This is a genomic window from Anaerolineae bacterium, from assembly GCA_013178015.1.
Classification (GTDB): Bacteria; Chloroflexota; Anaerolineae; order DRVO01; family DRVO01; genus Ch71.
This window is the reverse complement of record JABLXR010000013.1, coordinates 1-22,501: the sequence shown is the minus strand read 5'-3', so window position 1 is coordinate 22,501 and position 22,501 is coordinate 1. Positions and strand designations below refer to the sequence as shown.

The following is a 22,501-nucleotide window of genomic DNA, read 5'->3' as shown; positions in this document are numbered from 1 at the left end:
AGAGGTTATGTTCAGCGTCATAAGTCCCCTGCTCAGGGGCGCTCGGGTGCTGCTGTTGGCCGTTGCGGTCATTCTGCTCCCTGTTGCAGATCTCCGCCCGGTACAGGCCGCCGATCTGGGCTCGGCCTACGTCACCCCCGAGTACATGTTGGCCCAGACCTGGGGCAGCATCACCCTGGTGTATACGGTAGGGGAGGCGGGGCTGGCCCAGGGCGGGTCGCTGCGGGTGCAGTTTCCCAAGAGCTACCACAAGTCTGCCCTCTATCCCCAGCTGTGGGACCCCTCGGGGCCCTACTACGTGAGCGCCACTGCATCCAATCCTGATGCCCTCCTTAGCCTGGTGGTGACGCGCGAGGACATAGTGCCCCAGGACGTAGACTTCCAGGACTTCACCACAACCATCACGGTGGAGGGGGCTTCTCTACAGCCCGGCGACACCGTGAGCTTCGTTTTCGGGGACACTTCTGCGGGGGGCATGGGCATACTGGCCAGCCAGGCAGTGGCGCGGGAGCGGGTGTGGGTAGCGGTGGACGTGCTGGGGACGGGGGAGTACCAGATGCTGCCCGAGCTGCCCATTCTAGAGACCAGGGGTGGGCAGGCGAGCTACCTGCGAGCCATTGCGCCCTCGTTGGTGCGAGCGGGGGAGGCGGTACTGGTGCGGGTGGTGGCCCTGGATGCCCTGGACAACAACTCGTCCCTCTATCGGGGGACGGTGACGCTGAGCTGCGACGATGTGGCCGCCGAGTATCCGGGGGGGCACACCTTCAGCGAGGCCGAGGCGGGGGTGTGGGTGTTTTCTGCCATCCTGAACACTCCCGGGGTGCATCGGTTCCAGGTGAGCGATGGGGTGCGCTCGGCCTGGAGCAACCCCATTGAGGTGGTGGATGGGGAGCCCCTGGTGCGGCTGTACTGGGGGGACACCCATGTGCACACGGACGCCAGCCCGGAGGGTTACGGCGATGCTCAGAGCGAGATACGGTATGGTCGGGAGGTATCGGGGTTGCACTTCATGGGGTTTCTGGACCACGCCGGGAACACCAAGGCGCCCTTGACCTTGGCGGAGTGGGGGGAGCAGACGGCGGTAGTGGAGGGGGCGTACGCCCCGGGTGAGTTCGTCACGTTCTGTTCCTACGAGTGGTCGGTGGACCAGACGCTTCAGGGGCACCGGACGGTGATCTACCGGGAGGGACAGCAGCCCTTCTTCGGAGCCAGGAGCTACACCACCATAGAGGCCTTGTGGGGGGCGCTGGCGGGCAACGGCACGCCGGCGCTGACGCTGCCGCACCACATGGGGATGGAGAGCGCCGCCTCCAACACGGCGACGTCGTGGGAGTACGTCAACACCACCTTCCAGCGTTCTCTGGAGATCTATCAGGTGAAGGGGCTGTGGGAGTACTACGACCCGAGCCATCCCTTGTCGGCTGAGAACGTGCACACCTACCGGAGCATGCCCGGTCCCTACTATGCTCAGGATGCGTGGGCGGCGGGGCAGCGGCTGGGGGTGATTGCCAGTTCGGATGAGCACTGGGGGAGGCCCGGTCGGACGGGGTACGGGCTGGCGGCGGTGTACGCCTCTTCGCTCACGCGGGAGGGGGTCTTCGACGCCATCGCCTCGCGGCACAGCTACGGGACCACGGGGGAACGCATCATCCTCCATTTCACGGCGGACGGGCATCGGATGGGGGAGGAGTACGGCGTCTCGTTGCCGCATAGCCCCGAGATCAACGTCCGGGTCTACGGTACCGACGTCGTAGACTGGGTGGAGGTGCTCAAGTACGACGGTACCGGCTACAGCGTGATCCATCGGGAGACGGCTGGGGTTCGGGACGTAGAGTTCAGCTTGGTTGACGAAGGGTACAGTGGGGACTCGATGTACTATGTGCGGCTGCGGCAGGCCAACCAGGTAGCGGGCCGGGACGTGATGGCCTGGTCGAGTCCGATCTGGGTGGATGTAGCCGCTGGGCCTACCCCTACCCCCTCTGCCACCGCCACGGAGAGCCCGACAGAGACCGCCACGGTCCAGCCCACTCCCACCGAAACGCATACGTCGGAGCCCACTCCGACCGGCACGCCGACCCCGACTTATACTTCCACAACGGCACCGACTCCCACGGACACGCCCACTGCCGAGCCCACTCCAACTGAGACCCCTACAGTGGAGCCCACTCCGACGGCTACCGCGACCACGACCGCGACGGCCACGCCGACCGGGACTGCCACGGCAACCAGCGGGCCGACCGCTACGGCGACGGCGACGGCCACCGCGACCACGGAGCCTACGGTGGTGCCCGAGCTGGGGCTATATGAGCATTTGAACCAGGGCGACGATGGGAGCATCCGGGCGGATGGGGCCATGGTGGTGGGGCAGTCCTTCACCCCTGCTCAGGCTCACACGGTGAGCCTGGTGCGGCTGAAGCTGTACCGTCAGGGCAGTCCGGGGCCGGCCACGGTGGCCATCAGGGCGGCGGGTGGGAATGGCATGCCCACGGGATCGTCACTGTCCAGTGGCACCTTGGACACCTCTGCCATCACCACCAGCACCTTGGGTGAGTGGTATTCGGTGAGCCTGACGCCGGTGGGGCTTCAGGCGGGCACTCAGTACGTCCTCACCATCGCGGTACCTGGGGGCGATGCCGGCAATCGGCTGTTTGTGCGGTGGGATCGGAGCGATCCGCCCTACGGTGGGGGCACGGCGTTGTACTCCTGGGACGGGGGTCAAGGCTGGCGGGCGGTGAGTGGCAGCGACGTCATGTTCGAGGAGTGGGGCACGCCGGGCGCCACGCCTACCCCGACGCTGGAGCCCACGCCCACCGATACCCCGACTGCCGAGCCCACTCACACCCAGACGCCTACTGTGGAGCCGACGCCGACGGAGACTCCTACGCCCACCCCGCAGCCCACGCCTACCCAGACGCCGACAGTCGAGCCCACCGCAACTGCGACGGCCACGGTGGAACCCACCGACACGCCTACTGCTGAGCCTACAGCGACCGACACGGCGACGCCCGAGCCGACGCCGACGGAGACGCCCACTCCGGAGCCCACCGCCACGGATACGCCGACGGCAGAGCCCACGGCTACCGGCACTCCGACGGGTGAACCGACTGCCACGGAGACAGCGACCGAAATGCCGACCGACACGCCTACGCCGGAGCCTGTCCCCAGCCAGACGCCGACTGTCGAGGCCATCCCGACTGAGACCAGTGCGCCGGAGGCGACTACAGGCACCAGGTGGAGCGGGCGGCCTGTGTACCGGCCTGTGATTGTGTCACTGATGTAGTTAGAGGAGGACCTAGAATGGAAGTGGCTGAGTATCCGAGGGCCAGCGGAGTTCGCCGGCGATGGCCTCCCGGCTCGCTACTCATCATCATCCCGGCCTACAACGAAGAGGCCTGCATAGCTGGGGTGGTGCGGGACGCCCGCAAGGCTCTCCCGGGTGCAGACGTACTGGTGGTGGACGACGGCTCCGCCGATGGTACGGCGGTAGTGGCCCGTTCGGCGGGAGCCTTCGTGGTGCGCCACCCGTTCAACCTGGGGATCGGGGGCACGGTGCAGACCGGGCTGAAATTCGCCCGGCGCATGCACTACGACTACGTGCTGCGGATGGACGGAGACGGCCAGCACGACCCGCGCTACCTAGCCTCGGTGTTGGCCCCGGTGGTGGAGGGACGGACGGACGTGGCCGTCGGGTCGCGCTTCCTGGACGGGGGTGCGGACATGAAGATCCCGGCCCTACGCCGGCTGGGCATCAGGGTCTTCTCGGCGGAGGTGTCACTACTGACCCGCCGCAAGGCCACCGACACCACCTCCGGCCTGACCGCAATGAACCGGCGCGCCGTCGAGGTGCTGGCCCGTTACATGCCCCAGGACTACCCCGAAGTGGAGAGCCGCGTCATCCTGCACGGCGCCGGCCTCACCACCGAGGAAGTGCCGGTGAGGATGCAGGAACGCCTGGCCGGGGTCAGCTCCATAGGGAGCTGGCGTTCCGTCTATTACGCTCTGAAAGTGTCAGTGGCTGTGTTGTTAACCGCCGTCAAGCACATACCCAGGGTGGAGCAAGGGGGAACCCATGCACGTAGAGCAGCGCCTCACCGCTATCGTTATCAGCTTGGCGCTGGTGATGGTAACCGTTCAATTCGTCCGCAGGCGTAAGCTGCGCGAGGAGTATGCCCTGCTTTGGCTGGCCGCCAGCGGGGCCATCCTCCTGCTCTCCGTCTTCGGCGGCATCTCGCTGTTCCTGGCCGCCCTCTTCGGCGTTTCCTATCCGCCGACCCTGGTTCTGGTCTTCGGCCTGCTCTTCGCCCTCGCCATCCTGATGTCGCACAGCGTGGTTATGACCGGGCTGACGGACCGGGTCCGGGACCTGGCCCAGGCCGTGACGCTGCTGGAGTGGCAGGTGCGCCAGGTACAGGCCAGGGTGTTAGGCGAAGACGTGGACCTGCCCGGCGAGGAGGGCTTGGCGGTCGAGTCCGCGGAGGAGGCGGAGCAGAGGCGGCGAATCGTCCTCCCTCGGCCGGCGCTCTCGAGTCATTCCTCCGGGCGGGGGCGGGTGTTGGTGGTGGGGCTGGACGGAGCCACCTTCGACCTGATCCGGCCCTGGGCGGCTGACGGCGCCCTTCCCGCGTTGGCCCGCATCCTGGAGGGAGGGGCTCACGGACCGCTGCGCAGCACCATCCCGCCCATGACGGCCCCCGCCTGGACTTCCTTTGCCACCGGCACCAACCCGGGGAGGCACGGGCTCTACGACTGGATCGCCCGGCGGGAAGGCTCCTACCGGTTCGCCCCGGTGACGGCGCTCGATTGCGCTGCACCTACCATCTACTCCCTGCTCAGTGAGGCCGGCAGGCGGGTGTGTGTGCTCAACGTGCCCATGACCTATCCCCCCACCCCCGTCAATGGGGCGCTGGTCTCGGGCATGCCGGCGCCCAGCACCGCCGTGCCCATCACCTACCCCAGGGGCCTCTACGACGAGATAGTGCAGGAGGTGGGTGACTATATCCTCTACCCGGACCCGGGCCAGGCGTATTCCGATTCCGGGGTGGATGCCTTCCTAGAGAGGTTACACCGGGCCGCCCACTTGAGAGGTCGCACCTTCGACTACCTCCGGGAACGGGAAGACTGGGACTTCGCCATGGTCGTCTTCAACGGGACCGACACAGTGGGGCATGCCATGTGGCGCTACATGGACCCCGCCCATCCCAGGCACGACCCAGCCAAGAGAGCCCGATATGGGGACGCCATTCGGGACTACTACCGCCAGGTAGATGGCTATTTAGGCCACCTGCTGGAGACGCTGGATGAGGACACCACCCTGATCATCATGTCGGACCACGGCCTAGGTCCTTTCCACAAGTTCATCCACGTCAACAACTGGCTGATGGAGTCGGGTCTCCTGCAGGTGCGCTCATCCTGGAACGCGCGGGCTAAGGCGGCCCTGTTCCGTCACGGGCTCACTCCCATGAACGCCTACGACCTGATGATGCGGCTGGGGCTGGGTGGCCTAAAGCGAGAGGTGGTCCGGGGCCAGGGGCAGGGATTGATGAAGGCGCTGTTTCTCTCTCTGGAGGACGTGGACTGGAGCCGCACCGTGGCCTACTCGGTGGGCAACGTGGGCCAGGTCAACATCAACTTGGCCGGGCGGGAGCCTCAGGGGTGCGTGGCGCCCGGAGAGGAGTACGAGCGCGTCCGCGACGACGTGATCGCCCGACTGGGGCAACTGCGCGATCCCGACACCGGCGAAGAGGTGGTGGAGGCGGTGTACCGCCGGGAGGAGATCTACGCCGGCCACCGGGCCGACCGGGCGCCGGACATCTTGTTCATCCCCCGGAGGCTGGAGTACTTCGGTTTCGGCGAGTACGAGTTCGGCAGCAACCGGACTATTGACCCGGTCCGACACGGAATATCGGGCACGCACCGGATGGACGGGGTGTTCCTGGCGTTTGGGCGCGGCATCAGAGCCGGGGCCCGGATCGAGGGGGCCCGCATCGTTGACCTGGCGCCCACCATCATGCACCTGATGGGCGAGCCGGTGCCGGGGCACATGGACGGGCAAGTGCTCCGGGATGCCATCACGGAGGGCTTCCAGCCTCAGCCGGTCCCTGCGGAGAGGGTGGAGTGGCGCCCTGAAGCCCAGGAGGGCCAAGCCGGCTCCGAGGGCACTCTCACTGAAGAGGAGGAACAGGCCCTGGCCGAGCGCCTGCGCAACCTTGGATACGTGGGGTAGGCATGCCCGGTTCTGGCGACATCCAAGGGGCTCTCACGGTGGACCTGGAGGAGTGGTTCCAGGGGCTGACGAGCACCAATCCCCGCGTGGACCTGTGGCCGCACCTGGGGAGCCGGGTGGTGCCGGCCACGGAACAGCTCCTCGGCCTGCTCGCGCAGCGGGAGGTCCGGGCCACGTTCTTCGTCCTGGGGGCGGTGGCGGAAAGGCACCCGGATCTGATCCGCAGGGTGGTGGAGGCCGGACACGAGGTCGGCGTTCACGGCTACCGGCACCGCTTCCTTACTCGGATGACGCCGATGGAGTTCGGGGAGGAGTTGGACCGTGGCCTGGAGGCCGTGCGCGAGGCGGCCGGGCGAGAGATACTCGGTCACCGGGCGCCCTACTTCTCCCTCAACGGCAGCACTTCCTGGGCCTTTGAGATCATCCGCAGCCGGGGCCTGAGCTACGACAGCAGCGTGTTCCCCGCCCGTTCGCGGTTGTATGGCTATCCGGGAGCACCCCGCGCACCGCATCGAGTGGGTGGCAATGGCGGGTTGGTCGAGTTTCCCATCTCGACGCTGAGGCTAGGCCCGACCCGGCTGCCGGTAGGAGGTGGGTTCTACCTCAGGCTGTGGCCCTACCCGCTGGTCCGCTGGGCGCTACGCCGGATCGTGGACGAGGGGCTACCCATAGTGCTGTACCTGCACCCCTGGGAGCTGGACCTGGCCCAACCCGACCATCCAGTGACGCCTAGAGAGCGGATCACTCACCGCCACGGCCGGCGCACCTTGCGGCCCAAGCTGGAGCGGCTGCTGGACGACTTCCGGCTGGGCCCACTGGAGGAACTGCTGGACACCGTGTGACCATTCGAGGGCCCACCGCGCAGGACCGCTGGTGCCGGGATAGAGAGGAGAATGACTTGGCTGATGCGACGAACGACCGCGACAGACCCTGCATCCTGGCCGTGGGCCTGGATGGGGCTTCCTTCAACCTCATCGGTAGGTGGCTGGATGAGGGACGCCTGCCTCACCTGCGAGCTCTCATCGAGGGCGGCACCAGTGGCGAGCTGGCCAGCTCTATCCCGCCAGTCACCATGCCCGCCTGGCGGGCCTTCTCCACCGGCAAGGGGCCGGGCAAGCTAGGGGTGTTCTGGCATCAGCAGCTGGACGTCCGCAGCCGGCGGGTGATCACCCCCAGTGCTGCCGACGTCGACTCTGCCGATCTCTGGCACTACCTCAACGCGGCTGGCTACAGGGCCGGGGTGGTGGGCATGCCGGACACCTATCCCCCCCAGCCGCTGGACGGGTTCATGGTGTGCGGCGGCCCCAGCGCCGGCGAGGAGGGCTACACCTACCCCGCCCATCTGGAGCCCGAGCTGCGCCGGGCCGTGGGATACCGGCCGGTGATCAAGGGCGACCTGCAGGAAGGCGGGGAGGACAGTCCCTTGGTGCGGGAGATCCTGGACACGGTGGACCGCACCTTCGCCGCCGGCGAGTACCTGCTCGACCGGGACCCGGTGCCGTTCCTGTGCGTAACCAGCTTCGACATCAACCGATTGCAGCACTTCTTCTACGACGGGCGCTCTACCCTCGAGGCGTGGCAGACGGTGGACCGGTGGCTGGGCCGCCTGGTGCCGCGGTTCGACTACACTCTCATTCTCTCCGACCACGGCACCGAGCCGGTGCGCAAGGCCTACTTCCTCAACGTGTGGTTGCGGCAGAACGGCTACCTACACACCCGCTTCCACCCGCTGGACATTCTCCCCCGGCTGGGCATCAACCGGTCTCGAGTGGGCCGGCTGGTGCAGGGCCTGGGGCTAACGCGCCTGTTCTCCTACGAGACGCTGGTCCGCTACGGCAGCATGTTGCCCCAGAGCACCGGCGGGTTCGGCGAGTACGGGAACCAGTCCGCCGTGGACCGAGTGGATTGGAGCCGCACCCGAGCTTTCGCCCTGCCCCAGGGTCCCGTCTACATAAATCGAGGTCTGGTGGGCGAGGGAGAGGAGTACGAGCGGCTGCGGGAGGAGTTGATCGAGAGATTGGGGAAGTTGCTGGATCCCGACACCGGGACACCGGTGGTACGGCGGGTCTTCCGGCGGGAGGAGATCTACTCGGGGAGTCACCTGGATCAGGCCCCTGACCTGGTGGTGCTGGACGAGGACGCTTATCACAACCGGGCTGGCCTGGGGCAGGCGGAGGTCTTCGCCCGCAGCTGGCGCTGGAAAGGGAACAACCGCTACCAGGGCCTGTTCATCCTGGCCGGGGAGGGCATTCGGGCCGGGCACCGGCTGGAGGGGGCTCGCATCGTGGACTTGGCGCCCACCCTCCTCCACCTGGCCGGAGTGGCCGTGCCCGAGGACATGGACGGCCAAGTGCTTCAGGGCGCCCTGGAGGCGGGGTCCGCCCCGGCTGAGCGCCCCGTCTATCGGCAGCCGCCCCTGAGAGGTCGCGGCGCGCCAGAGACGGACGAAGAGTACGAGGAGATCGTGGGGTCGAGGCTGCGTGACCTGGGGTACCTGTGAACCGGACAGAGGAGCATTAGCATGAGGCGGGCGGGGATTGATGTACGCGCGGGGGCAGTGTGCCTGGCCCTGCTGCTGGCGGCCGCCTGCGGAGGGCGCGGACCCGCTCCGCTGGCCGCGCCTTCAGCGACCGCCACCGCCACACCGCCGAAGGCCGTCCCGACGGCCACTGCTGGCCCGCTGCGAAGCCAAGTTGCAGCCACCAGCACCGCGCCACTGGGGGCCGTTCCCACTGCCACTGCCTCGCCCACGGCCGCTTCCACCACGTCTATGCCTGAGACCGCCACTCCCACGGTCCCCATCCCGACTGCTACTGCATTGGCTGCCTACGCCTCACCCCCGCCCGAGCTGGAACGGCTGGCGCTGGGGATGAAGGTGTTCGAGGGTGAGTTCCCTGCTTCCCTGGGTCGGGAGGGAGACATATTCGCCTTTGGCTACCTGGCCAACGCGGCCAGGGTGCGGGCGGCCTTCCACAACATACCGGTGCAGAACCGAATGTTCATGACCCCCACGTTGGAGGGCCTGGAGGAACTGCTGGATCGGCTGCCGGTGGAAGTCGCCTATCTGGGCTACGACTTGGAGACCTGGGAGGCAACCTCCGCTGCCGAGCAGGAGGATCCGGTAGCGGCGGTGGCCCGGGCCCGAGAGATCGCTCATTCGCGGGGGCTGAAGCTGGCCATAGGGCCCTCGCGGCCGTTCAACGAGAAGTACGGGGCCCAGTTGGCGCCGCTCGTCGACATCTACATGCCCCAGGCGAAGGCCTACCAAGCGCGACTCTCTCCGGAGGAGTATGCCGCCACGATGCGGGATCTGTTCCTCACCCTCCGCCGCGCCAATCCCGCTGTGACTCTGTTTCTGGACGTGTCGCCTAGCCCCAAGGGTCAGGAGCAGGACATCGAGGCCATGTTGCGCTGCGTCCAGGCCGTGAGCGACCTGATAGACGGGGTGTGGATCACCTACACCCCTCCGGAGACCGACCGAGTGCGCGAATTCGTAGCCTTGCTGGGCCGCTAGCCGGGGGAGCATGACGTCCAAGCCGCGTGCAGAAGGGTTGCCGCTGGTGCGGCGGGGCACCGAGGCCCCGGGCCGGAGGCCAGCTTGGGTGGGCCCGTGGGCAGCTCTGGTGGCCCTGGGGTCGGCTCTTCTGCTGGCCTCGGTGTGGCCTTCGTGGCTGGGGGTGCCCGGCGTCCTGCGGGCTGCGGTGGGCTTCTCAGCCGTGTTCCTGGCCCCGGGGCTGCTCCTGCTCCCTCTCGTACTGCCTGGAGAGGAAGCGGCCGGCAACATGGAGCGGCTGAGCTACGCCTTCGCCTTCAGCCTGGCATTGGCCGGCATCCCCGCCTTCGTAGTCATGTTCCTGCATGGGAGCGTGGCGGCGTACACTGCCGTCTTCGCCGGCCTGGTGGCCACTCTGGTGCTGCTGGATCTATCGCGAAGGGTGGCCGGCATCACCACAGGAGCGGCGGCGCTGCGCTTCGATGGCTGGGGCAACGCGGTGCTGGCTGGCCTGGTCCTGGTGGCTGCCCTCAGCCTGTTCCCCCTGTCCTCGCATGGTGGAGTGCAGGGGCGAGTGGACGGGGACCTCCTAGCCATGATGGCTCTGGTCCGGGATGTGATGGATGCCGACCGGATCGGGGTGGAGGAGCCTCTGTTCGGGGCCGGCTTGTCTGCTTCGCCCAGGACGGCGTTCAACCCCTGGCTGCTGCTCACCGGCTTCGCCGCCCGCCTAGGGGGCCTGGACCCGGTAGCCTTCGTGCATGGCTACTTCACCCCCCTCCTGGGAGTGGTGTCCCTCTTCGCCCTGTACACTTTGCTCCGGCACTTGTCGGGCAACCGTCGGTTGGCCCTGTTCCTGGTGCTAGTCCACTTCGTTATCCTCCTGGCCAACCCCTTCCACCGCAACATCTGGTCGTACATGCTGTTCCGGCGCATCGCCTCGGACAAGTTCGCCATGCTTCTGATTCCCTTGCCAGTGGGCATGACCTTCGCGGCCCGCTGGCTCAGGGGGGGCGGGCCCCGGCAGATAGCCTGCGCCGCCCTAGTGGGCCTGGGCATGGCCGTGGTGCACCCCCTGGACGTGCTCTTCTTCGCCGTGGGAACGATGTCCTTCGCTGGGATCCACTGGCTCTGGGAAAGGGAGAAGCTCAAGAACCTGGCTAGGGCGGCGGCGCTAGCGGTGGTGGTAGCGGCCACGATGGTGGTGCCCTTGTTCCAGCGGCAGACCACCCAGGAGACGCGGGAGGGCTACCTCTTCCCGGAGACGTTCGTAGACCTGCCGGTGGTCTCCGGGCCGGCCCCGGTGCTGCCCTACGTGTGGACGGAGACCCTCAAGATGCCGGGGGCGAGGCCGTCGGTGCTCGATTCCACGATGGGCGACGAGAACCCATTCATGCTGACCCGGCTCTGGAGCCAGCTCAATTCGCGCAAGCTCCTCATACTGGCTGACGACCGCTACATGGCTCACCCTGGCCTGTTGCTGGACGTGGTGCCGGTGCTGGCGCTGGCCATGGTGCCCCTATTGCCTCTCTTCCGCCGGGATCACCTGGCCCGGTACCTCTTGGCAATTACCCTCGCCTACCTGGTGCTCGGGTTCAGCCCCCTCATCACTCCCCTGGTGGGACGAGCGGTGACGCCCTGGCAGGTGAACCGCATGGCATGGCCCCTCCCGGTCACTCTGATTCCGGGGTACGTCGTATACCGCGGCGCGGCGGCCCTGTTCGGCCGGCTGCCGGGCCGATGGGCGACCTTAGCCAGACAAGCGGGCCCATCACTCTTCCTGGCCGGGCTTAGTTTGGTGCTCCTGCCGCTGCTGCGCGCCTACAGCCAGGAGCTGCTCACCGACAAGGTGAGGATAGACGCGCCCACTCTGATCTTCGACTACCTCCGCGGCGCCCCCGATCGGGACAGCGTGCTCATAGCCGATTACGCCACCAACCTGATAGTACCCGCCTATGTGGGCAAGCCGGATCTGGTCGCCTATCGAGCTACCAACACCAGCGAGGAGTTCCCCGCCGAGCGACAGGACGAGGCCCTGCAGCGCATTCGCGACCTGGACACATTCAACCGGGCCGAGAAGCTAGACGCCCAGGTGGTGGACATACTGCGCCGGTACCCGGTGCGTTACGTGTTGCTGCCCGACGATCACCCTCTTAGCTGCCAATTCCGCCACGCCGGTGAGCCCTATACCGAAGTGGCGCGCGATGATCGCTATCGCCTGTTCCGGGTGGAATCTCCGCCGGAGGAGCACGGCGCCATCGCTGCCAACACCCTACTGGAGAGCCGAGACTGGGAGGGCGCGGAGCTGGCCTACACCCGGGCGCTGGAGGCCGACCCAGAGGACCGGCTGGCGCTGATGGGGCTGGCGGAGACGTGGCAGATTCGGAACCGACCCACTGAGGCGGTGGCCCTTCTGGAGCCGGTGATAAGGGGCAAGGCAGACGAATGCCTGTGCGCCGCCGCCGCCCTAGCGTATGAGGCGGACGCCAGGCCGGGGGAGGCCCTGCTCGCCTGGCAGCGGGCGGTCGCCGAGGCGCCCCAGGTATCGTACCTGCGCCTGCGGCTAGGGGACGCCTACCTCTTCGCTGGCAGGCTGGGGGAGGCGGCAGCAGCCTACGAGGCGGCCGTCGGGCTGGTTCATCGGCCGGGAAGCAGTGCTTACTACCTCACTGTGGGCAAGCTGTGGCAAAGCCGGCGCATACACGACCGCGCGGGAGAGGCGTTCAAGAAGGCGGTGGAAGCTGCTCCGACCGCCGCCAACTGGAGCACCCTGGGCGGCAACCTCATGGCTAGGCACCGGTACGACGAGGCCGTCGCCGCCTTCCGTCAGGCGGCTCGACTGGCCCCGTGGCGTACCGATCTGTGGGTGAAGCTGGCTGAGGCGCTCAGGCTGGACCAGGGGCCGGACGCGGCTGAGTCCGCCTACCAACGGGCAATCCTAGTGGCCGACCTCAAGGCGGAGCCGGCGCAGCCGGTGTACCTGGCGCTCAGCATGCTGTACGAGGAGGGGGGGCACCCGGAGGAGGCCGAGGCCACTATCGAGGCCGCCATCGCCCGCGATCCGGAGGAGACCGCCGGCTATCTGTTCCTGGCTCTGTATCACCGGCGCCACTTGCGCTACGAAGAGGCGTTGTCAGCCGCTCGACGGGCCGTGGAACGGGCCCCGTTCCGAGCTGAGGGTTACTTGATGCTCGCCGGCCTGTACGAGGACCGGGGTCAAACGGAGGAGGCCGGGTCGTACTATCGGTTGGCGCTGGAAGTCGAGCCCGGTTCGGCTGCGGCCTGGTACGCCATGGGCAACCTCTTGTCGCGGCAGGCTTCCTGGGTGGAGGCCATCGGCGCCTATCGGCAGGCGCTGGAGTTGGAGCCCGAGAACGCTTTCACCTACCTGGCCCTGGCTCAGGCGCACTACGAGCTGGGGCACCCTACGGCTTCCTTGAGCGCCTTCCAGGCGGCGCAGCGCTACGCTCCGCGTTCCAGCCAGACCAACATCGCCCTGGGGCGGGCCTACGAGTTGCTGGGCGACCGGCAGCAGGCCATCGGCTACTACCAACAGGCGGTCACGGTCCGTCCCGACTTCATCGGAGGCTACCGGAGCCTGGCCCAGGCCTACGCCGCCATGGGCAGGCAGGCCGATGCCCTGGCTCAGTACCAGCTGGCGCTCAGCCTGGGGACTGCGGGAGGGCAAGGGGGCGGATTGGCGCTAGGGCCGGCGTCGATCGCGGGCAGGCTGCAGGCGCTATCCGGAGAGGCGCTAGTGGCCGCCTCCGGAGACGGGCCCGACGACGGGCAAAGGGATACGGCAATGCTGGCCCGCCAGCGATTGCAGTCTCTGCTTCCGAGCGGAGCGTACGAGGCCGGCCGAGTGGCGCTGGCCCAGGTATACGAGGCCCGGGGCCTGTACGACGAAGCCCTGGACCAGTACCTGCTGGTGGCCGAGGCCGATCCCACGTCGTCCACTGCCCTGGCCTTCCTGGCCGATGCCTACTACCGTCGGGCTCAGTTTGAGGCCGCCGCCGACACCTACACCCGGGCTATCGAGCTGGACCCCAGCTCCACGGCGGCCCGGGTGGGCCTGGGGCGGGCCCTCTCGGCTCTGGGGCGACCCTTGGAGGGGTTGGAGCAGCTCCAGCAGGCGGCCCGCAGGAACCTGGGAGATTCCCAGGCTCAGGTGGCCCTCGCCGAGGGTTACCGGTCCCTGGGCCGGCCCGAAGATGCCCTGAACGTGCTACGGGAGGCTCTCAGTCGCTCGCCCGGCAACCTCGACCTCAACCTGGCTCTCAGCCGCACCTACGCTAATCTTGGTCGGCCCGCAGAGGCAGAGGAGGCCGCCCGTCGGGCGGTGGCGCTGGCCCCCGGGTGGGCGGACGCCGCCGTGGCCTTGGGCGACGCCCTCAGACTGCAGGGGCGCATGGGTGAGGCGCTGGAGGCCTACTCTCGGGCCACTGACCTTAACCGCGGCAATCCCGAGGCGTGGCTGAGGCTGGGCGACCTGCTCCGGAGCCAGGGGCAGACAGGCCAGGCGCTGGACGCCTACCGGGCTGCCGCCGTGGCCGATCCGTTCGGCCTTGCCGGGCTGGTGCCCCAGGCCGAGATGTACCTGCTCATCGGTGACCCCGAATCGGCCGAGGGACTGCTCCGCGAGGCCATGTCTCGGAACGCGGGAGAGTCCAGCGCCTATCTGGCGCTGCACGAGCTGCTTCGCCTCCAGGGCAGGGACGACAGGGCCGCCGCCATCCTCGATCTGGCTGACGGCATCCGTCCCCAACTGGACGTGCTCCTGGCTCGGGCACGGATGCTGAAAGAGGCGGGGCAGTGGGACCGAGAGCTGGCGGTTCTCGAAGGCGCGACCGAACGCTTCCCCGGTTTCGCCGAGGGATGGGTGGCACTGGCCGAGGCGCAGGAACGGCGGGGCGACTATCAGGCCGCGCGCAACGCCTACGAGCGGGCCCTGAGCGTAGCCCCGTCCGACCTAAAGGCACGTCTAGGCCTGGGCGGACTCTTGGAGCGCGAGGGCCGCCCCCTGGAGGCGCTGCTTCAGTACAGCCAGGCGGCCCAGCTGAACCCCTCCCAGCCGGAGGCGCACGCTGCCGTGGCCGCGGCTCTGGCCAGGCTGGGAGACCGGGTCCAGGCCAATGAGACGGTCCGGACCGCCGTGACCGCCAATCCTGGATCGGCCGCCGTCCGAGTGGCCGTGGGCGACCATCTGCTGGCGGCCGGCAACCCGCAGCAGGCTGTCGCCGAGTACGAAGCGGCTCTGGCGCTGGAGCCTGGCTATCTGCCGGCACACCTCAGCCTGTCCCGCGCCTGGCTGGCCGGTGGGCAGCTGGGGGAGGCGGAGGCAGCCGCTCGCAGGCTGCTGGAGCTGTACCCGGGCAGCGCGGAGGCGCAGGTGGCCCTGGCGGCGGTGCAGCGCGCCGCGGAGCACGCTCCGGAGGCGGTCGCGACCCTGACTCAGGCCCTGACGGCCCACAGCGGGTCGAGCGAGGTGGCACTGGCACTGGGCCAGGCTCTGTTCGAGGCGGGGGAGGTCGAGGCGGCGGAAGAGGCCTTCCGCGCTGTGACTCTCGCCCGCCCGGGTGTAGCCTCCGCCTGGCTGGCCCTGGGCAACGTGTGGCTGACGGAGCGGGGACCGGCGTGGGCGATAACGGCCTATCGCCAGGGTCTGCATGCCAGCCCGGGGGACCCCGAGTTGCTGCTGGCCCTGGGGAAGGCGCAGACGGACTTGGGGCTCTTGGACCAAGCCGAGGATACGTTTCGCCGGGCGGTGGCTCTGCATCGCCACCTGGCGGCTCCGGAAGTCGCTCTGGGCGATCTCTTGCTGCGGAGGCTCGACTTCGACGGGGCAGCAAGGGCTTACTGGCGGGCCGTGTCCGCCGCGCCCAGTGACGCGTCGGGATGGCTGAGGATTGGGCAGCTTCGGCTGCGGTTGGGCCGGCCCGAGGAGGCCATCAGTGCCTATCAGGAGGCCCTGGCCATCAGACCCGAATCCGTCGAGACCCATGTGGCTTTGGGGGACGCCTACCGTCACTTGGGGCAGTTGGACCGCGCCATGGCGGCCTACCAGAGTGCCCTGATCGCCGATCCCTCCTCGACCATCGCAAGGCTGGCGCTGGTGCGGGCCCTCGCCGACAGCGGCGCCCCGGGCGAGGCGGAAGCGGTGGTGGCCCGTCTTCTGGAGGACGCGCCCTCGGAGGAGCCCGCACTCCTAGCCCTGGCGAACCTGCGCCTGGCCCAGGGTGACGTACAGGAAGCGGTGCGGATCGCCTCCTCCGCCGTCGAGGCGCATCCCAAGTCGGCGACGGCCCTCGCCGGCCGGGCGCTGATCCTGCTTCAGAGCGGCGATGCTGAGGGAGCTCTTGCCGACCTGGATCGGGCCCAGGCCCTTCAACCGCGCTCGGCTGACGTACGTCTGGCCCGAGGCGAAGTGTACCTGACCCTCGGGCAGGGGAGCGAGGCCCGGGCCCAGTTTGAGGCGGCCGCCGGGTTGGCTCCTGCTGACCCCAGGCCCTGGCTGGCGCTGGGACGGCTGGAGGCAGCCAACGGCAGCTGGGGTGAGGCAGAAGCAGCCTACCGAGAGGCGACAAGGCGCGAGCCGGGCAGCGCGGCCGGGCACGTCGGGCTGGCGGGGACGTTGGCAGCTCAGGGGCAGTGGACGGAGGCTGAGCGCAGTCTGCTCCGGGCCCTGGCGGTGGAGCCAGGGTCGGCCGCGGCTCGACTGGCCCTCGGTGACCTGTACCGGGACCGGGGCGACCTGGAGGCCGCCGCTGAGCAGTATCGGAGTTACCTGACGCTGGTGTACGACGGCACCACGGGGTACCTCCACTGGGCGGGGGCCTACCTGGCGGCGCAGCAGCCCGAGCAGGCGGAGGCGCTGTTGCTCGAGGCCCTGTCGCGTTACCCGGACGGGGCCGGGCTGAGGGCGGCGCTGGGTGACGCCTACCGCCTCCAGGGGCGGGCGGGCGAGGCGATCCAGGCCTATGAAGCCGCCCTGGCCGCGGACCCCGAGTTGGCTTCGGCACACCTGGGGCTGGGTCAGGCGTGGTTGGCATTGGATCGTCCCGATCGGGCGCGGGAGGCGTTTGCCCAGGCCGAGGCCACCGCCCGGGACGGGAGCGAGGTGCGGGTGCAGGTCGCGCGCGCCTACTTGTCAGCGGGCTTGGAGGACGACGCTCACCGGGCGGCAGAGAGGGCGGTGCAGACGGATGCCGGCTCGCCCGAGGCCTGGGTGGTTCTCGGCGACGTGCTCTACCGGAAGGGCGACGTCCCTCTCGCCCGCACGCAGTACCGCCAGGCCCTCCGCCTTGACCCCAAGTCGTATGGGGGCCTCATGGGCGAGGGGCGCTGTGAGCAGGCTCTGGGCTATCCCCTGTCAGCCGTCGCCGCCCTCCAGGCGGCCGCGGTGGCCAACCCGACCAGCGCCGAGCCCTGGCTGGCGCTCGCCGCGGTCCACCAGGGGCAGGGCCTGCGGGATAAGGCCCGATCGGCGCTGGAGGAGGCGAGAAGGCGGGAGCCCGAGTCGCCCTCAGTGCTAGTGGCCTTCGCCCAACTGGCTCTGTCCCAGGGAGAGCTGACGAAGGCACTCGCCTGGGTGGAGCAGGCGCTGGACAAGGCGCCCGACTCGGCATCGGCGCTGCTGGTGCACGCCCAGGTGAACAGTGCTCTGGGTCAGCACGAGGCAGCCTTGAGAAGCGTCCAGCGGGCGGTGGCGCTCGACCCAGAGAACGCCAGTGCCTATCTCACGCTGGGAGACGTGCAGCGGGCTCTGGGCCGGTACGCGGAGGCGCTGGTGGCCTACCAGCGCTATGAGAAGCTGGCGCCCCCCAGCGCCGCGGCCCAGATGAAGCTAGGGCAGGCGTACCAGCTGAACTCCAACTGGGAGGCGGCAGCGGCCGCCTACCGCCGCGCCGCTTCTTACGACCCCACCGATCCCACCCCTTACGTGCTTCTGGCCCAGCTGCAGGTACAACTAGGGGACCCACGGGCGGCCGAGCAGTCCTACAGGCAGGCCCTGGCCCTTCGGCCCGGTGACCCGGGCATCAGCCTGGGCCTGGCTCGAGTCCTGGTCAGCGCCGGCGACTTCGCCGGCGCCCGATCGCTCGTTGAAGCGGCCTTGGCGGCGGATCCTTCGTCTGGAATGGCTCTGCTGCTCCGGGGCGACGTGCTGCTGGGGCTGGGGGAGATGGCGGCGGCGGAGGAATCCTACCGGCGGGCCGTGGCCGCGGAGCCGACGCTGGCGGCGGCGTACGTGGCGCTGGGCAACCTGCAGTCCGCCCGCCTGGACGAGCCCACGGCGGCCGTAGAGAGCTACGAGCGGGCCCTCGCTCTGGAGCCCCGACAGAGCGACCTGTACGACCAACTGGTGCGGGCCTACCGGCGCAGTGTGGGGTTGCCGTCGGCGTTAGCCAGGCTGCAGGGGATGGCTCAGTCGCAGCCCCAATCGCTGTGGGTGCGCATGGCGTTGGGGCTGGTGTACCAGTGGTCCGGTCAGCGAGCGGAGGCGTTGCGCGAGTACGCGGCCGCGGCGGCGCTGGCTCCTGACTACGCCGAGGCCCACCGCCGCCTGGGCCACGTCTACCAGGAGCAGTGGGACTTCGCCGCTGCCGAGGCCAGCTATCGGAGGTTCCTCAGCCTGGGAGGGAGTGGAGCCGCCGCCGAAGACGTCCGGGCCCGGCTCGACGAGATGAGTCGCCAGCAGCGAGCGGTGCAGATCGTTGCCCCTGTGGCGGGCCAGAGCCTGAGCGGAAAGGTGGAGGTGCTGGGCACGGCGGCCATCGCCGACTTCGCCTACTACAAGCTGGAGTGCGCCCCAGCCGACACTCCTGGGGCGTGGACCGTGATACATCAGTCGGACCGGCAGGTCGAGGGTGGGGTGCTGGCGGTTTGGAGCACGGGCACGCTGGCTCCGGGCGAGTACATCTTGCGGCTGACGGCGGTGGACAGCACTGGCAACTATCCGCCTTACGCTGAGGTCAGGGTGAAGGTGGTGGCGCCATGAGGTACCCAGGTGCGGGCCACTCCCAGGCAGCCGCCGCCGCGGCGAGCGGACAGCGTGGAGGTGCCTTTCGCTCGCTGGCGCACCGGGACTTCCGGCTCTTCTGGCTGGGGCAGGCTCTCTCCCTCACCGGCATGTGGATGCGGGTGGTGGCCCGCGGATGGCTGGTGCTGCGGCTCACCGACTCGGCCTTCGCTCTGGGGTACGTATCCTTCCTGGGCGTACTGCCGGCGCTGCCCGTGGCGCTGGTGGGCGGAGCGCTCATCGACCGGATGCCCAAGCGACGTCTGATCCTGCTCACCCAGGTCGGCCTCGCGGTGCAGGCCCTGGCCCTGGCGGGGCTTACCTGGAGCGGCGCCGTGCGCATCTGGCACCTCGTCCTCCTGGAGATGGTGTGGGCGGTGCTGGGAGCGCTGGACCAGCCGGCGCGGCAGTCGTTCGTGGTGGAGATGGTGGGACCGGAGGACCTGACCAATGCCATCGCTCTCAACTCTTCCCTGTTCAACGGCACGCGGGCCTTCGGCCCCGCCCTGGGAGGCCTTCTGCTGGCGCAGGTGGGCGAGGCCGGGTGCTTCCTGGTCAACGGCGTGGCTTACTTGGGGGCGGTGGTGGCCCTGCTACTGATGCGGGGACCGGACCGGGTAGCATCGCCCGACTCGCGTGGGCTGGGCCGCAGTACCCTGGACGGATACCGCTACGTGCTGGGCCAACCCGTCCTTATGGGTCTGCTGGCGTTGGCGGGGGCGGTGGGCCTCCTGGGCACGCCCTTCCTGAACTTGATGCCGGTGTTCGCCCGGGACGTGCTGGACGTGGGCGAGAAGGGACTGGGGTTCCTGACTGCGTCGGTAGGGGTGGGCGCCGTGCTGGGTTCGCTTTGGGTGGCCACCTTGCCCTCGGTGGCTCGGGGCCGGCGGCTGGCTCTGGTCACAGGGTTGTTCTGCGTAGCGCTGGTGGCCTTCGCCTTCAGCCCGGTGGCGGCGCTGGCCGTCCCGGTGCTGGCGGCGGCAGGGGCTGCCTTCGTGGCAGTGCAGGCACTGGACAACTCGCTAGTGCAGACGCTGGTGGACGGCCGTATGCGTGGGCGAGTGATGAGCCTCTACAGCCTGCTGTTCGTGGGCTCCCAGCAGGTAGGCACGCTCCTGGCGGGGGCAGCGGCCGACATCTGGGGTGGACCGGTGGCGGTGGCGGGCACGGCGGTGCTCTGTGGGCTCTTCGCGCTGGCCCTGTTCTGGGCCATTCCCGGGCTGCGACGAGTGGAGTGAAGGAGGATGCTTCGAGAGGCGGCCGGACTGAAGGCGGGAACAGCGGGCATCAGACCTACGCCGGGGGCAGCTGCCACGCCGGCGGTGATCCTGACCGTCCTGTACGTGCTGGGCCTGCTTCTCTGGCAGGTTCTGCGTCGGACTGTCGGCGAGGCCGTGCTGCCAGTCATGGTGCTCAACTATGCCGGCGTCTGGCCGTTCGCTCTGACGCCCCTGCTGGCAGCCTGGCTGGGGTTGTCCGGCGGCGCTCGGGCCTTGCCCCTGTTGGCTGTGCCATTGGCTCTCTTCGCCCTCCGCTATAGCCCTCAGTTCGCCTCTCGACCCCCAGGCGGCGACGGTCCGTCGCTCTTGGTGCTCACCCATAACGTGCGCTACGGCAATCCGCGCGTGCCCGAGCTGGCTGCCGTCTATTTGGCAGCGGAGGCCGACGTATTGGCCCTGCAGGAGGTGTCGCCGGAGCAGGAGGTAGTTCTGAGTCGCACGCTTAAGGCCATCTACCCGTACCAGTCCTATCTGCTCGACGCCGGCCTGGCGGTCTACAGCCGCCACCCGCTGCTGAGAGCGGAGGAAATCCCGTTGCGGCCGTGGTCGGCCCAGAGGCTCCTGGTGGAAGTGGGGGCAAGCCGTGTGGTACTGGTGAACGCTCACCTGACTCCGGTGGGCGTGAGGCGCGGCGTGGTGGGCCTGCGGCCCGACCACCTGGTGACGCAGGCGGCCGAGCGGACCAGGCAGGCCGAGGTCATCTGCCGGGCTTTGGACGAGTGGCAGGGGCCGGCGGTGCTGGCGTGTGACTGCAACGCCCCCGAGAACAGCCAAGCCTACGCCCGCATCGTGGATGAGTTCGAGGACGGGTTCCGCTCCGCCGGCCGTGGCTTTGGGCACACCTGGCTCGTCCCCCACGGGCTGGGGCTGCCAGCTCCTCTGGGGCTGCCCGTGTTGAGGCTGGACTACCTGTTCCATCGCGGAGGATTGGCTCCCTACGCTGTCCGAGTTCTGCGAGACAGCGCCGGATCGGATCACCTCCCGGTGGTGGCAGCCTACCGATGGCGGACAGACACACTGCGGAACGAAGTTGGCGAGATGTAGGCCATTTAGCTGTGGGAGGCGTTTGTGTCGCTGGAGGTCGTGGAAGTCCCGGAGGGGCACGAGCCGCTCTGGGACGAGTTCGTGAACCGGAGCCCGGATGGGTTGCCGCATCAACTCCTCGGGTGGCGGCAGGTGATGAGCCGGACCTACGGATATCGCTCTCACTACCTCATGGCCAGGGATTCGGATGGAGTCCAGGGCGTGATGCCGCTGATCGAGGTGCCGAGCCTTCTGGAGGGTCATCACCTCACGACCATGCCGGGAGGGCTGTGTGCTCAGTCCGAAGAAGCGGGCCAGGCGTTGCTGCAGAAGGCGATGGAGCTGGTGCAGGCGAGGGGAGCGGAGTACCTGGTGATCCGGGACACCCGGCGGGTGTGGAATGGGGACCTGGTGACGGTGGGAGGCAACTGCTCGGTGGTGGTGGACCTGCGGGATGGGTGCAAGCCCATCTGGCGAGAGTTGCGTTCGAGCGTCCGCACCAATACGCGCCAGGCGGAGCGCGCCGGGCTAGTGGTGCGGGAGGGCCTAGAGCAACTGGACGCTTTCTATGACATGTTCGCGCGTTTCTGCCGGGATAGGGGCACCCCGGTGTTCGGCCGGACTTGGCTGAGGAACATCGTAGAAGTGCTGGGGCCAGAGGCATGTCTCCTGGGAGCGTGGCAGGGCGAGGAGATGGTGGGCGGCTACTTCGCCCTGAGGGTGGGCACCTCCCTGGCGGGGGTCTGGGGTGCGGCGCTCAGCCGCTACCACCACTTGCGGCCCAACGATGCCCTCTACTGGCGAGCGATAGAGACGGTATGCGAGCGCAAGCTGACCCGCCTGGACCTGGGACGCAGCCGGATGGGCTCGGGGCAGCACCGGTTCAAGCTCAAGTGGCGAGGCAGCACCGTGCCCCTGTACCACCAGTACTACCTGTGCGACGGCGCCAGGCCGCCCGCCTCGGTGGAGCCGGACGCGCGGCCGCTAGTGCGGCGTGCGATGCGAATCTGGAGCAGATTGCCACTCAGACTGACGGAGCTCTTGGGGCCGGTGATGCGTAAGCACATACCGTTTGGATAGACCAGCCGAGGAGGATGCATGTCTCTCACGGTTAGAGAGATGACCCATGAGGACGAGGGTCAATGGGACGAGTTCGTGCGTCGAAGCCCGGCGGCGGTGCCACACCATCTGCTCGGATGGCGGGAGGTGATCAGGAACGGCTATGGGTTGCGGCCCAGGTACCTCGTCGCCCGCAATAGTAGCGGCATCGTTGGAGTGATGCCGCTGTTTGAGGTGCGAAGCTTGCTGCAGGGCCATCACTTCACCACTCCACCCGGTGGCATTTGCGCCCAGTCTACAGAGGCAGGGCTGGCGCTGCTGGAACGGGCACAGGACCTGGTGGCTGAGAGTGGGGCCCTGTTCCTGGCCATACGAGACTCCCGCGAACGCTGGGATGCCGACCT

11 protein-coding genes are annotated in these 22,501 nt (G+C 68.5%); all 11 read left to right on the top strand.

Annotation, left to right across the window (positions count from 1 at the left end):
• Positions 1–7: 7 nt before the first annotated feature.
• Entirely contained in the window at positions 8–3,280 is a 3,273-nt protein-coding gene (locus HPY83_06455) for a DUF3604 domain-containing protein (GenBank protein ID NPV07589.1), read from the top strand.
• A gap of 17 nt (positions 3,281–3,297) precedes the next feature.
• Entirely contained in the window at positions 3,298–4,152 is an 855-nt protein-coding gene (locus HPY83_06450) for a glycosyltransferase family 2 protein (GenBank protein ID NPV07588.1), read from the top strand.
• Positions 4,070–6,223 (top strand): DUF2304 family protein, encoded by a 2,154-nt coding sequence (locus tag HPY83_06445; GenBank protein NPV07587.1) that lies wholly within the window; start codon positions 4,070–4,072, stop codon positions 6,221–6,223. The genes HPY83_06450 and HPY83_06445 overlap by 83 nt, the downstream gene beginning before the upstream one ends.
• A gap of 2 nt (positions 6,224–6,225) precedes the next feature.
• The gene (locus HPY83_06440; protein ID NPV07586.1) at positions 6,226–7,065 is read left to right on the top strand and encodes a DUF3473 domain-containing protein; all 840 of its coding nucleotides are present in this window, start codon (positions 6,226–6,228) and stop codon (positions 7,063–7,065) included.
• Positions 7,066–7,121: 56 nt separating this feature from the next.
• Positions 7,122–8,723 (top strand): hypothetical protein, encoded by a 1,602-nt coding sequence (locus HPY83_06435; protein NPV07585.1) that lies wholly within the window; start codon positions 7,122–7,124, stop codon positions 8,721–8,723.
• A 21-nt stretch (positions 8,724–8,744) separates the two neighbouring features.
• The gene (locus HPY83_06430; protein ID NPV07584.1) at positions 8,745–9,737 is read left to right on the top strand and encodes a hypothetical protein; all 993 of its coding nucleotides are present in this window, start codon (positions 8,745–8,747) and stop codon (positions 9,735–9,737) included.
• Between the two features lie 88 nt (positions 9,738–9,825).
• Entirely contained in the window at positions 9,826–18,714 is an 8,889-nt protein-coding gene (locus tag HPY83_06425; protein NPV07583.1) for a tetratricopeptide repeat protein, read from the top strand.
• Positions 18,711–19,973, top strand: coding sequence for an MFS transporter (locus HPY83_06420; protein NPV07582.1), 1,263 nt, complete (start codon positions 18,711–18,713; stop codon positions 19,971–19,973). The genes HPY83_06425 and HPY83_06420 overlap by 4 nt, the downstream gene beginning before the upstream one ends.
• 6 nt (positions 19,974–19,979) lie before the next feature.
• Positions 19,980–21,059, top strand: a complete 1,080-nt coding sequence (locus HPY83_06415; protein ID NPV07581.1) for a hypothetical protein — start codon at positions 19,980–19,982, stop codon at positions 21,057–21,059.
• Positions 21,060–21,083: 24 nt separating this feature from the next.
• The gene (locus tag HPY83_06410; protein NPV07580.1) at positions 21,084–22,118 is read left to right on the top strand and encodes a GNAT family N-acetyltransferase; all 1,035 of its coding nucleotides are present in this window, start codon (positions 21,084–21,086) and stop codon (positions 22,116–22,118) included.
• An 18-nt stretch (positions 22,119–22,136) separates the two neighbouring features.
• Positions 22,137–22,501: peptidoglycan bridge formation protein FemAB (locus tag HPY83_06405; GenBank protein NPV07579.1), on the top strand; the 365-nt coding region annotated here is incomplete at its 3' end.